4 protein-coding genes are annotated in these 15401 nt (G+C 32.2%); 3 read left to right on the top strand and 1 reads right to left on the bottom strand.

The window, feature by feature from the left end:
* Positions 1-262 precede the first annotated feature (262 nt).
* Positions 263-11374, top strand: a complete 11112-nt coding sequence (locus JMUB898_RS05650) for a SasC/FmtB family protein (protein WP_126501943.1) — start codon at positions 263-265, stop codon at positions 11372-11374.
* 76 nt (positions 11375-11450) lie between these two features.
* Here JMUB898_RS05650 and JMUB898_RS05655 read toward each other — a convergent pair whose 3' ends face one another.
* Positions 11451-12716, bottom strand: a complete 1266-nt coding sequence (locus JMUB898_RS05655; protein ID WP_002443462.1) for a BaiN/RdsA family NAD(P)/FAD-dependent oxidoreductase — start codon at positions 12714-12716, stop codon at positions 11451-11453.
* A gap of 330 nt (positions 12717-13046) precedes the next feature.
* Here JMUB898_RS05655 and JMUB898_RS05660 point away from each other — a divergent pair, with 330 nt between their 5' ends.
* Positions 13047-14708, top strand: coding sequence for a putative polysaccharide biosynthesis protein (locus JMUB898_RS05660; protein ID WP_002443461.1), 1662 nt, complete (start codon positions 13047-13049; stop codon positions 14706-14708).
* On the top strand, positions 14705-15397 hold the full coding sequence (locus JMUB898_RS05665) for a pseudouridine synthase (RefSeq protein WP_002443460.1): 693 nt from the start codon (positions 14705-14707) through the stop codon (positions 15395-15397). The genes JMUB898_RS05660 and JMUB898_RS05665 overlap by 4 nt, the downstream gene beginning before the upstream one ends.
* Positions 15398-15401: the final 4 nt, after the last annotated feature.

A 15401-nucleotide genomic window follows, 5' to 3' on the forward strand; every position in this document is an offset into this window, starting at 1 on the left:
GCCTTTTTTTATGCAGAAAATAATTACCGCAATATTTATCGCTTCGGAAATCAAAATTTTAATTATATTTTATTAATAGGTTAAAATTATTTTTACCAATACTAGATTTTGAATATTATAGATGATAAAATTAAAAAGACTTAAAAAGATTGTGTTTAATTATAAGGTGAGCAAACTTGAATTGAGTCAGTAAACATCATGTGATAAAAGACTACTTTCATTTAACAGACAACAAAGAATTAACATCTAGGAGGACAATTAAATGAATCTATTTAGAAAACAGAAATTCAGTATAAGAAAATTTAACATTGGTATCTTTTCTGCATTAATTGCTACTGTAACTTTTTTAGCGCATCCAGGACAAGCTTCTGCTGCAGAACTAGATTCGACTCAGTCTAATAATCCAGAAGGCGCTACATTGGATGAGACTGCGCAACCATCACAAGACCCTAATGTAAATCCACAAGCAAATAATGAAATTGACCAAAGCAATGTTAATCAAGCTACTGATAATCAATTACCAAATAATGCTCAAGACAATGCACAAGCTCAAAGTAATGATACAGAACAAACACAATCACAATCACAAAACGCTAATAATGAAATTAATCAATCCAATAAGGAAAATAATGCGTCTAACGCTAATACACTTCCAACAAATGAAAATAGTGAAAATGACATACATGTTGATAAATCAACACAACATCATATAGAAGCAAAATCTGAAACCAAATCTAAAAAAGATGTTAAAAATACATCTCAACCTATCACACCAGATGCTAAAGCAGTTATTGAAGAGTCTGATATTCCTAAGAAAAGAAGTAGAAGAGCTGTAGAGGGAAATAATGCTAGTGACGTCAATACTGTCACAAATAACACAGATCCTAATAGTAGTAATACTGGACCTAATAGCTTAAATACTGTACTTACGTTTGATGATTTAGGTATTAAAACGAGTACGAATAGAGTTCGTCCAGAAGTTAAAGTGCTTAATAGTTTAAGTGGCTTTACTATGGTAAATGGAGGACAAGTTGGATTATTAAATAGCGTATTAGAGAGAACGGGTGTATTTGATACGGGTGAAGCCAAAAACTATCAAGCAGTTGACAACGTTGTAGCATTAGGCCGTATTCATGGTAATGACCCTAATGATCATGGCGGTTTTAATGGTATTGAAAAAGAATTTACAGTTAATCCTAATTCAGAAGTTATTTTTGAATTTAACACAATGACTGCAAGAAACTATAAAGGTGGAACAAACTTAGTTGTCAGAAATGCAGAAAATAATCAAGAAATAGCTACAGCGGATATCCAAGGTGGAGGAGTTTGGAGATTATTTAAAATTCCTGAAAATGTAAATAGAATAAAAGTACAATTTTTACCTAATAATGATATTCAGACAAATTACCAAAGAATTCTTCAATTACAAGATGGTTATAGATACTACTCATTTATTGACACTATCGGGGTTTATTCAGGGTCACACCTATACGTAAAATCTAGACAAGTCAATAAAAATGTGAAAAATAGTAAAGAATTTGAAATTAATACTAGAATTGAAAATAATGGTAATTTTGCTGTTTCATTGAATCGAAATGAATTAACGTATACAGTCACATTACCTGAAAATTTCGAATACGTTGAAAATTCAACTGAAGCTTCTTTCCTAAATGGTAATGTACCTAATACTACAATCACCCCATTGTCTGTAAATTTCGATAGACAAAATAGAACGTTAACATTTACTAGTAATGGTTTAACTTCAAAGGGAAGTAATACTAGAGAGGCTAGATTTTTACCTAATAAAATATTAAATATCAGATATAAACTAAGACCAGTAAATATAGAGACTCCACGTGAAGTAACTTTTAATGAGTCTCTAAAATATAAAACTTATGCAGAAATATACGTTAATACAAATGATAATACTGTTATTGCGCAACAATCACCATTTAGCTTAAATGTAATAATGAATAAGGACAATTTAGAAGAACAAGTAAATAAAGAAATTATTCCTTCAAACTATACTTGGGCTTCATACACTAAATATAATAAATTGAAGGAAACTGCTCAAACTGTCCTTGATGAAGAAAATCAAAATGTTCCATTTGATCAAAGATATTCTCAAAGTCGAATTGACAATCTTTTACATGAATTACAAACTACATTAATAAATCGTGTGAATGCAACGCATGAAATAAATCATAAAGCTCAAGAAATGAGCGATAGCGCAGAAAATAATACCGAACTCACTTCTGAAGAAAGAGAAGCATTATTAGAACAAATAGATAATCATAAAAGCGAAATTTCTAATGATATCGATGATCAAACAACTGACCAAGGTGTAGAACAGGTTAAAAATGAAGGATTAACAACATTAGAAGGTGACGTTGGTCAACCAGTTGTAAAACCTAACGCTCGTAATGAAATAAATAATAAAGTAACTGAACAGAAAAATTTGATTAATCAAAACAATGAAGCTACTCAAGAAGAAAAAAATGAAGCTGTTACACAAGTAGATACTCATTCTGCTGATGCACTTAGAAAAATATCAGAAGCGGATTCAAATGATCAAGTAAATAATGCAAAAGATGAGGGGCTTAGATTAATAAATTCTGATGTACCGCAGCCTCAACAAAAAGCTCAAGCTCGAGCGGTTATTAATCAAAAAGTACAAGAAAAAATAAATGAAATTAATGGAAATGCACAAGCCACTCGAGATGAGAAAGATGCTGCTATTGGTAATGTAAATCAAGCAAAAGATCAAGCACTTCAAAATATTAATAACGCAGACACAAATGGTAATGTTACTTCCGCTAAAAACACTGGTGTAAATGCAATAGAGCAGTTAACAGTAACACCTGTTAAAAAACAAAGCGCCATTGATGAAATAAAAGCTAAAGCTCAACAACAAAAGCAAGCCATTCAACAAAATAATGAAGCAACGAATGAAGAGAAAGCAACAGCAGAAAATTCAGTAGATCAAGCTGTGACGACTGCAACAGCAAATATTAATAGAGCAAATACGAATGCTGAAGTAGACCAAGCTCAAAGTAATGGCGATAATGCAATTGTTGCAATAAATCCAGCTACGAAAGTCAAACAAGATGCGCGTCAAACGATTGAAGCAAAAGCTCAAGCTCAACAAGAACAAATTAATTCAAACAATAAAGCGACGACAGAAGAAAAAGAAGAAGCACTCAATAAAGTTAATACGCATAAGCAAAATGCATTAAGTAATATTAACAATGCACATTCAAACCAAGAAGTTCAGACTGCTCAACAAAATGGTGTGAACGCGATTAACCAAGATCAACCTGAAGCTTTGAAAAAGCCACAAGCAACTTCAGAATTGAATCAAAATGCTCAAACAAAAAAACAAGATATTAACCAAACACCTGATGCTACTGATGAAGAAAAATTAGCAGCTAATAATCAAGTGGACCAAGCTTTAACTGACGGCATTCAACAAATAAATAATGCCAATGGAAACAACGATGTTGATAACGCTAAAAATAATGCGACACAAGTAATTAATAACGTTACTGTAGATGTCCAAAAGAAACCTCAAGCTAAGCAAGCACTTTCAGCAAAAGCTACTGAAAAACTTAATGCGATTAATGCTGATAATGAAGGTACAAATGAAGAAAAAGCTACTGCTATACAAAATGTCACTGATGCAAAAAATAATGCTGATAATCAAATTTCACAAGCCACATCTAATCATGATGTAGACGTTGCAAAGAACGGTGGAATCACTAATATTAGTAGCATTCGCCCCGTATACACTAAAAAGCAACAAGCACGTGCTCAAATTAATGATAAATTTAACGCAAAAGAAGCCGAAATCAATAACACACCTAATGCAACACAAGAAGAGAAAAACGAAGCCATCACTAGATTAACTCAATCTAAAGATAATGCTTTACAACAAATCAACCAAGCACAATCGAATGATAATGTGGATGCGGCTCAAACTGGCGGTATTCAAGCTCTTGATAATGTAAATGCAAATGTTGTTAAGAAGCAGCAAGCTAAAGAGTCAATTAGAAACACCGCTGAACAACGTAAGCAAGCGATTCAGAATAATGATGATGCAACAAATGAAGAAAAAGAAGTAGCAAATCAACTTGTAGACGCAGCGATTAATAAAGTTAACACTAATATCGATAATGCGAATACTAATGACCAAGTAGACAATGCCGTTAATGTGGGCACACAAAATATCAATGCAATTACGCCTGCTACTACAGTTAAAACAAATGCTAAAAATGAAATAGATAGCCAAAGCGATAATAAAAAAGTTAAAAATGAAAAAGCAACTGATGCTACAGATGAAGAAATCCAAGAGGCAAATCGTAAAGTAGATGAAGCCCAAGCTGAAGCGAAAACTAATATACAAATTGCTAGTGCTAATGATTTAGTTAATGAGGCAAAATCAAATGGCATTAATAAAATCAACGCTATAACACCTGCAACTACAGTTAAAACAGATGCTAGAAAAGCAATTCAAGACAAAGCATTTGAACAAATAGAATTAATTAAAGCAACTCCTGATGCCACAAATGAAGAGAAACAAGCAGCAATTGCAAAAGTGAATAGTGAATTAGCAAAAGCGCAAGAACAAATCAATTCAGAACATACTACTCAAAGAGTGAATGACGCTAAGACTAATGCAGTATCAACAATTGGACAAATTACTGCTCAACCTATTGAAAAACAAGCAGCCAGAGATGCCATTAATCAAAAAGCAAATGAACAAACTACATCCATCAATGCTAATAATAACGCTACAGATGAAGAAAAAGCAGAAGCTAATACTAGAGTGAATGATGCTAAACAAACTGCTTTAAATGCTATCGACAATGCAACTACAAGTCATGATGTAAGTACTGCTAAGTCTAATGGAACAACTAGTATTGGAAATGTAGTTCCTTCAACTAACACTAAAACTAATGCCAAAAATGACATCGACACTGCTTTAAATAAACAAATTGAAACAATTAATGCTCATAATACGGCTACAACAGAAGAAAAAGAAGCAGCTGTTCAAATAGCTAACCAAAAAGCAACTGAAGCTAAAACGAATATTCAAAATGCGCATAATAATGAAGGTGTAAATCAAGCTAAAACTAATGGTATTGACCAATTAAATAATGTGGAGCCTAATGCAATACAAAAAGATGAAGCTAAACAAGCAATCCAAGATAAGAAAAATGCTCAAAATAATATAATTGACGCCACAACTAACGCAACGGATGAAGAAAAAGAAGCAGCTAAAGTGAAGGTTACTGAAGCTGGACAATTAGGTGACAGTAAAGTAGATCAAGCTCAGACTAATCAACAAGTTACTAATGCTAAAACTGAAACGGTCGACAATATAAATAATATTCGTCCAATCGTTGTTAAAAAACCAACAGCTAATAATGAAATTGATGCTAAGTTTGAAGAAGTGAAACAAGCAATTAATGCTACACCTAACGCAACTACTGATGAAAAGAATGAAGCAATACAACGATTAACTGCTAAAAAAGAAGAAATCAAAAATCAAATAAGCCAAGATACTAAAAATAATCAAGTAGAACAACACAAAGTAAATGGTTTACAAGAATTAGGAAACATTCACGTAAATCCAGTTAAAAAATCCGAAGCTATTCAAGCTGTTGAAGAAAAAGTTAATTCTCAAAATGGTTTAATAACTAATAATAATGACGCTACAGATGAGGAAAAAGCAAGTGCTAAACAACTTGTAGAAGCAGCTAAAAATAAAGCCGTTACTAATATTAATGAATCACAAACAAATGCCCAAGTAGATAATGCTAAAGATTCAGGAATGAACGAGATTAGTGCAATACAACCAGCTACAACAATTAAATCTGATGCAAAAACTGCTATAGACCAAAAAGCACAACAACAATCAACGATTATTGATGGAAATAATGATGCAACCGATGAAGAGAAAACTGAAGCTAAAAATTTAGTTGAAGCAGCTAAAACAGAAGCAAAAGGAAACATAACTTCTCAACATACAACTAGTGAAGTCAACGATGCAAAAGTAGCTGGTATGGAGAAAATTAATACTATTCAACCAGCAACAACCGTGAAAACAAATGCTAAACAAGATTTACAACGTAAAGCAAATGAACAAAAAGAACAAATTAATCAAACTCCAGATGCCACAGAAGAAGAAAAACAAGAAGCAATTTCTAGAGTTAACACAGCATTAGCTGAAGCTACTCAAAAGATTAACCAAGCGCATTCTACAAACGATGTAAATTTAGCTAAAGATGAGGGTATAAATACTATTAATGGTATCCATCCAACAGTTGCTAAGAAACAAAACGCAATTAATGAACTTACTCAAAAAGCAAGTGAACAAAAGACATTAATTTCACATAATAACGACTCAACAGATGATGAAAAAAATGACGCTAAACAATTAGTGGATGCTAAACTAGCCGAAGAAATTCAGAACATTAATAATAGTACAAGAGATGCGCAAGTAGATGCTGTTAAAGATCGAGCTATAAATGAAATTAATGCTATTAATGCTCAAGCTCATAAAAGACAAGATGCAATCAATGCACTAACTGCACAAGCTGAAAGTAAAAAAGCTGATATTAGAAATAATAAGGATGCTACAACTGAAGAGAAAAACACTGCGATTCAATCTATTGACGCTGCTCTTACTCAAGCTAGAAATAATATTAATGGAGCTCAAACAAATGCAACAGTTGATGAGAAATTAGAAGAAGCTAAACAATCATTACAGCAAATTGAAGTTACCCCTCAAACGAAACCTAATGCCAAAGCAGAGATTACAAATGCAGTTAATAAACAAAGAGAAGCAATTAATAGCAATCAAAATGCAACAACTGAAGAAAAAGAGGCTGCACTTCATCAACTAAATCAAGAAGCATCTATAGCAAACAATAATATTCAAGAAGCATTAGCAGATCAAAATGTTGCTGACGCTAAAAACAACTCGTTAACTGCCATTGCAAATGTTCAACCTATATTAGTTAAAAAACCTGCAGCTAACGATGTAATTAATAAGAAAGTATCTGAACAAACAGAATTAATTAATAATAATCAAGACGCTACAACAGAAGAAAAACAAGCAGCATTAACTAAACTAGATACAGTTAAAAACACAGCTTTAGAAAATATAAATCAAGCACATTCGAATGAAGATGTTCAAAATGCAGAAAATGCAGGAGTAGCAGAAATATCTAAAATTGTTCCAGAAACAACTGTTAAACAAAATGCTAAACAAGAAATAGAGCAAAGTGCTCAAAATCAAGTTGATATAATTAATGGCAATCCTAATGCAACAATTGAAGAAAAAACAGAAGCTATAAATAAAGTAAATACAGCGAAAGCAGAAGCAATAAAAAATATAACAAATGCTACAACAACTCAACTGGTTCAAGATGCCAGAGATAATGGAAATAACACTATTACACAAATCGAACCAGAAACAGCTGTTAAAACAAATGCAATTCAAGCAATTGCTACTGCAGCTAAAGATAAAAATAATCTTATCGATCAAACTGCAAATGCGACTGCAGAAGAAATGGAAGAAGCAAACAATAAAGTAGATCGTCTTCAAGAAGAAGCAGATGCAAATGTAACTAAAGCTAATACAACGGATGAAGTCAATAATATTAAAGCTCAAGCACTTCAAAATATTAATGCTGTCCAACCAGAAGTGGTTAAAAAGCAGAATGCTAAAAATGAGTTAAATCAATACGTTGAAAAACAAAAACAAGTCATTGAAAGTACTCCAGAAGCTACTAAAGAAGAAAAAGATGAAGCTAAAAAATTACTTAATAATGAATCAGCTTCAGCAACCGGAGCAATTAATAACGCATATCATAATAGTGAGGTAGAAACAGCGCTCAATGATGCGAAACCAAAAATAGAAGCCATTGTACCTAAAGTTAGAAAGAAACGTTCAGCTTTAGATGAATTACAGGCTTCTGCAGATAACCAAATCCAGAATATCAATCAAAACACTGAAGCTACAGTTGAAGAAAGAAATGAAGCATTAGCTAAAGTGAATACAGCGCTTGAAGAAGCTAAAGCCAACATTAATAATGCTCAAACTAATGATGAAGTAGATAATCTTAAAGCTACTAATACTCAAAAGATTGAACAAATTCAACCAGTGACTGAAGTGAGAGCAAATGCTAGAAAAGCATTAAATGAAAAAGCTCAAGAACAAAATGTCGCAATAGATAATAATCCAAATGCAACTATTGAAGAAAAAATTGCAGCGAAAGAATTAGTAAAACAAGAACTTGAAACTGCTAAATATAGAGTGAATCATGCAAATACAAATCAAGATGTTCAAGACGTGGTAACTTCTGATTCTAATACAATCGCTCAAATCCAGCCTGCTACTAAGATTAAAGATGATGCTAAAGCTGATGTGAATGCAGAAAATGCTAAAAAGCAACAAGAAATTGCTAATAATAATGAAGCTACTACTGAAGAAAAAGATGTAGCTCAACAGCAATTAAATCAAGTTACAAATAACGCTAATCAAGCTATTTTAGATGCGCCAGATACAAATCAAGTTAATGTAGAAAAAAATAAAGGCGTAAATTCTATTAGAGATATCAATCCTCAAATAGTCAAAAAGCCAACTGCTAAAGCAGAATTTGATAAAGTAGCTAAAACTAAGAAAGAAGAAATCAATCAAATACCAAACGCAACAACAGATGAAACACATCAATCTTTAAATCAATTAAATCAAGTTGTACAAGAAGCTAAAAATCAAGTTGACCAAGCTCAAACAAATGCACAGGTAGATCAAGCTCAACAAGATGGTGTAAATAAAATCACTAATTTAAGACCAGTTGTTGCTAAAAAACAATCAGCAATTGATGAAATAAACCAAGCAAAACAAAATAGAATTGATGAAATTAATCAAGCATTTAGTGCTACAGATGAAGAAAAAGAAACTGCTAAACAATTTATAAATGATGAAGCACAAAAAGCACTCAGTCAAATTAATAGTGCTAATACTAATGCTGATGTCGATACAGCTAAAAATTCTGGATTGAACACTATTAATCAATACACTCCTGATTTTAGTAAGAAGAAAAATGCTACTTTAAAATTATATGATGTGGTTGATGCGCAAGAGGCCATTATAAATGCTTTCCCTGATGCTACTGAAGATGAAAAGCAAGATGCAATTAATAAAGTAGAAGCACTTTTATTAGATGCTAAAAAGCAAATTGCACATGCTGAGAACAATAAACAAGTTGATGACATTTATAATGAAGCTTCAAATCAAATCAAAGCGATTTTACCTGATGTAATTACTAAATCAAACGCCAGAGATGTGCTTAAATCTTTAGCAAATCAACTTATTCGTACATTTGAACATACACCAGATGTTACTGATGAAGAGCGTAATGATGCTATTAGTCATGTTAAAGAGCAATTAAATGCCGTATTAGGTGCAATTGACAAAGATACGCGAGATGTTCAAGTTGCCCAAGAAAAAATATTTGGATTAAATGATCTAAATAGTATTGTTATCAACGTTATCCAAAAACCGACTGCTAGAAAAGCTGTAAATAAAAAAGCCGAAGAGATTAACGCTTCAATTAACAATACGCCGAATGCAACAGATGAAGAAAAACAAGTCGCATTGGATAAAGTGACATCCATTGTTAATGACGCTAATGATAGAATTCGTAATGCCAAAGCGGATAGTGAAGTTCTAACTGCAAAAACTGAAGCTATTACTTTACTTTCAGCAGTGAGTCCAGTGGTGGAAGCTAAGCCTTCAGCTTTATCTGAAATCCAACAACAAGCTACGAACCAAAAGGCTCAAATAAATCAAAATAGCGAAGCGACTAAAGAAGAAAAAGAAGCGGCTATTCAATTAGTAGATCAATATGTTAAACAGGGTGAAGATAGACTCGATGTAGCAACTAAAAATCAACAAGTACAAGAAATCAAAGATGATATCAAAGAAAAGATTTCAAATGTTACACCGTTAGTTAAAGTAAAACCTGAAGCATTAAAACAAATTTTAGCTAAGTTAGATAACCAAAGAGATTTAATCAACAATAACGCTGAAGCAACGGATGAAGAAAAAGCTGCCGCAATCGATAAAATAGTTGAAGCTTCAACTAAGTTTGCTACAACAATTGATAATGCAACTACAAATGAATCCGTAGAAAATGCTAAAAATCAAAGTATTGAAGAAATAGCGATGATTTTACCGGAAGTGAGTAAAAAACCTCAAGCTAAGTTAGAATTGAAACAAAAAGCAGATGAAATTCGTGCTACGATTAATTCAAATAACGATGCAACTACAGAAGAAAAGAACGCAGCTATCAATACTCTAGATGAATTATTAGCAAAAGCGAATGAAGCAATTCAAAATGCTCAAACAAATGCAGAAGTAGATAAAGCTAAAGAACTTGCATTACCAGATATTCAAGCCGTTAAAGTATTAGCAGTTGTTAAACCGCAGGCTAAAAATCAAATTCAAGCTATTTTTGATAGAAAACAAAGTAAGTTTGAAACAAATAAAGAAGCAACTAAAGAAGAAAAACAAAAAGCTTTAGATGAACTTTTGAGTGCTATTAAATCAATCAATAATTCAATTCAAAATGCTCATACAAATGCAGAAGTTACCGAATCCCTTAACGATGGTATTGCTAAATTAGATGCGATAGAAATCACAGCACGTAAAAAAGCATTAGCAAATACTTATTTACAAGGACTTAGTGATGAAAAAATTCATGAAATCGAATCAGATAATGACGCTACAATAGAAGAAAAACAAGTATTTACTAGTAAAGTTAAAGCGTTATTAAATCGAATTCAATTACAAATTGCTGAAGCAGAAACTAATGAAGATGTAGATAATAGCGTTAAAAACTTCAAAATTGAATTAAACAAATTAGACTTAAAAGCACATAAAAAACTAGCCGCTAAACAAAGAATTCAACAAAAAGCGAATGAAATCATCCAAATCATTGAAGCTAATAATAATGCGAGTGCACAAGCTAAATTAGCTGCAAAAGCTTTAGTTTCTAAGATATTAGATGACGCTTACGAAGAAATCAATGAAGCAAACCATGATGCAACAGTTGACGAAATAGTTAAAAAAGCGATTGAAAAACTGAATGCTGTCAAAGTTAAAGAAGATCTCAACGTTTCAAATGAGCCTTCTAAAGACACTTCTAATTGCGATAGTGAAACTAACACAACTCAAGAAACTGTTGATCAATTACCAGATACAGGAGATTCAAATGATTCTGCACCATTAGCAGGAGCAGCGCTTATCTCAGGATTAGCTTTATTAGCAGCACGTAAGTCTAAAAAAGATAAAAATGCATAAAAAATAGACTCATATCAATAATAAAAATTAAACCTTCTAGGTAACAAAACTTGTTACTTAGAAGGTTCTTTTTCAATTAGTTATTCGATTCTGTAGTGAAAGAGCCGGCGTACGTACCAGCTACATGACCAGTTACTAAAGCACTCGTAATATTGTAGCCACCAGTATAACCATGTATATCTAATACTTCACCACATAAAAATAATCCCGGTACAATCTTAGACATCATCGTTTTAGGTTGAATTTCTTTTAATGATACACCACCGCCTGTGACAAAGGCTTTATCTAAAGGTTGGGTACCATTAACAGTAAACGTAAATCCTTTTAAATTAGAGATAAAATCGTTGAACTGTTGATTAGATAAATGGTGCGAAGTTGTTTCATCATCTATTTGAGATTGTTCTAACATAAATAGTAAATATCGTTCTTCTATAAGACCACGTAAGCTATTTTTCAAGTATTTATCTGGTTCTGCATCTAATAAAGATTTTACTTTCTGAGTGAGTTGGTCATTATTTAAATCAGGAAAAACATCTAATTGCATTTTAATATCTTGCTTCTTCTGATTTTTTTGTTCTTTATATACGAATTGGCTACATCTTAAAGCAGCTGGACCGCTAACTCCAAAATGTGTGAAAATCATATCCATTTGATGACTAATTCTTTTTTTACCATTTTTCTTTAATACTGATAATTCGACATCTTTTAAGCTCAAACCTTTGAGTTGCTTTGATTTAATAAAAGGTTCGTTCGATGTAATAGGAACCTCAGTGGGGAAAAGCTCTGTGATTGAATGACCCAACGATTCGGCAAACTTATAGCCGTCACCTGTTGATCCAGTTTGAGGTACTGAAGTACCGCCAGTAGCAATAATTAATGAATGACTTTGAAATTCACCATTTTGTGTTTTGACATTGAAAATATCGTTCTCATAAGAAACGTTAGTTACTGGAGTCTCTTCCATCAGTTTAACTTGATTATTTTTGATTTGTTGGACTAACGTATCCACCACATCTTGAGCTTTATTTGATACTGGAAACATGCGTCCGTGATCTTCTTCTTTTAACTTAACACCACGACTTTCAAAAAAGTCGATGATTGATTCATTGTCAAAGACAGAAAAAGGGCTGTATAGAAATTTACCATTACCTGGAATATTTTTAATAATTTCCGCATAGGGGAGGCGATTTGTCACATTACAACGACCGCCACCTGAAATTTTTAATTTTCGACCTAAACCTTTTTTCTTTTCAATTAACAACACATTGTCACTAACTTCACTTGCGGCTACTGCAGCCATTGATCCACTAGGGCCACCGCCAATAATTATAGTTTGATACATTGAGTTACCTCCATATCTTCTTAGTACTATTGTATAAGACTGAATCAGTATATTCTAATAAAATTAAGGTATGAGATGACAAAGTGTAAAAATGTAATTATAATATAAAACTTGGAACCTTCTATATATTAAGAAGGAAAATAGCAACGTTTTTCTACAATTAACAAGCTTTTTAAAAACTTATTGACTTTAAAGTCTAAAAAGTAGGAATTAAAAGACAAACATCTATTATTTTGTGATATATTTTTAAGTAATGCAAGATAATAAGTCAGTTTAAAACAACATGAAACAAATAAACTTTAATAAATTTTTAAGATTGGAAGATAGGTAATGAGTGAAAGTAAAGAAATGGTTCGAGGAACCTTCTTAATTACATTGAGTATTTTAATTACTAAAGTATTAGGTGTCTTATTCATTATTCCATTCACTTCTTTAATAGGTGGACAAGAGAATATGGCTCCTTTTACTTATGCTTACGCTCCTTATAATATAGCAATTGCTGTAGCAACAGCCGGCGTACCTTTAGCTGCTTCGAAATATGTAGCTAAATACAACGCAATAGGTGCTTATAAGGTGAGCCAAAAGTTTTATAAGTCTAGTTTTATTGTAATGAGTATTACAGGTATCATAGGCTTTCTTATTTTATACTTCTTAGCTCCATACATAGCAGAATTAACTTTATCACGTAATTCTCATGAGAAAAATGGTTGGTCTGTTGCAGATATCACTTGGATTATAAGAATTATCAGTATGGTAGTTATATTTATACCAGTACTAGCAACTTGGAGAGGTATCTTCCAAGGTTACAAGTCTATGGGACCAACAGCAGTTTCTGAAGTTACGGAACAAATTGCTCGTATTATTTTCATTTTAGTTGGAAGTTACTTAGCTTTAAATGTATTCAACGGAACGATTTTACAAGCAAATGGTATCGCTACATTTGCAGCGGCAATTGGTGCTATCGCAGGTATCATCACATTATGGTACTACTGGATTAAACGTAGAAGAAATATTAAACAGATGGTTGAATCTGATACTGCTAATTTAGATGTATCATATGGCGCTATGTATAAAGAAATTATTGCTTATAGTATTCCGTTCGTCATTGTCAGTTTGAATTTCCCATTATTCAATTTAGTAGATCAATTTACACATAACGGTGCATTAAGTTTAGTAGGCGTAAATCCAGTATTACAAGATACTTTCTTTAATATGTTAAATATGTCTACAAATAAAATTGTTATGATTCCAACGTCATTAAGTGCAGGATTTGCGGTGAGCTTAATTCCATACATTACTAAGACTTACGAAGAAGGACGTCTTGATGAAATGCATAGACAAATTAGAACATCTATTGGGGTTCTAATGTTTATTACAGTTCCTGCAAGCATTGGTATCATGGCTTTAGCTCAACCTTTATTTACAGTTTTCTATGGTTACGATCCAATTGTTCACGGACATGATCCTAACTTTGACGGAAGTCGTTTATTATTCTACTATTCGCCAGTTGCGATACTTATTTCACTACTTAGTGTGACTGCTTCAATGCTTCAAGGTATTGATAAACAAAAATTAACAGTTTATGTTATTTTAGGTTCAGTTTTAATAAAACTAGCATTAAACTATCCATTAATTATGATGTTACACACGCCTGGTGCTGTTTTAAGTACGGCAATCGCATTATTATTCGCTAATGCATGTAACTTCTACATTCTTAAAAAATACGCTAAGTTTAAATTCAGCTATAGTTGGATTCATTTTGGAAAAATATTCTTATATTCTTTCATCATGATGATTGGCGTAGAAATCGTATTCTTTATACTTAAACTTTTCTTAGAACCAACACGATTTGGTTACCTTATTATCATAGCAGTGAGTGTTGTTGTGGGCGCACTCATTTACGGTGGTATTACAATTAAGAATAGATTAGCTGATGAGTTTTTAGGAGATATTCCTGGAAAAATTAGACGTAAAGTGACGTTTTTACAATGAGAATAGATAAATTTTTAGCAAACATGGGTGTAGGTACGCGTAATGAAGTTAAACAATTACTTAAAAAAGGTGCAGTCGAAGTAAACGATAAGAAAATTAAAACACCTAAAACGCATATCAATCCTAATGAAGACCATGTTACAGTGAATGGCTCAACCATTTCTTACATTGAGAATGTCTATATCATGCTAAATAAACCTAAAGGCGTGATTTCAGCCACAGAAGATGACTCGCATAAAACTGTCATAGATTTAATCCCTGAATATTCACATTTGGGGATATTTCCTGTAGGAAGATTAGATAAGGATACAGAAGGTCTATTATTATTAACAAATGATGGTCAATTTAATCACGAATTAATGAATCCGAACAAACATGTTTCAAAAACATATGAAGTCGTTTCTAAATATCCAATTAAACAAGCAGATATTGAAGCGTTTGAATCAGGTGTTGAACTTTCAGACGGAAAAGTTAAACCCGCAAAGCTTATTAAAGGAAATGACCATCTTTCATATGTTACGATTTACGAAGGCAAATATCATCAAGTTAAAAGAATGTTTCATAGTATAGAAAATGAGGTATTAGAATTGAAACGTATTAAAATCGCCAATTTAGAATTAGATCAATCTCTAAATGATGGTGAATTTCGTTTTCTAAATGAACAAGATTTTAACAATCTTAAAAACTAATAAA

Source organism: Staphylococcus caprae (assembly GCF_003966625.1).
GTDB lineage: Bacteria > Bacillota > Bacilli > Staphylococcales > Staphylococcaceae > Staphylococcus > Staphylococcus caprae.

Bases quoted from the DNA above. Each gene is read 5' to 3' on its own strand.
- JMUB898_RS05655 (WP_002443462.1), bottom strand. From the start codon at position 12,716: ATGTATCAAACTATAATTATTGGCGGTGGCCCTAGTGGATCAATGGCT.
- JMUB898_RS05665 (WP_002443460.1), top strand. From the start codon at position 14,705: ATGAGAATAGATAAATTTTTAGCAAACATGGGTGTAGGTACGCGTAAT.
- JMUB898_RS05660 (WP_002443461.1), top strand. From the start codon at position 13,047: ATGAGTGAAAGTAAAGAAATGGTTCGAGGAACCTTCTTAATTACATTG.
- JMUB898_RS05650 (WP_126501943.1), top strand. From the start codon at position 263: ATGAATCTATTTAGAAAACAGAAATTCAGTATAAGAAAATTTAACATT.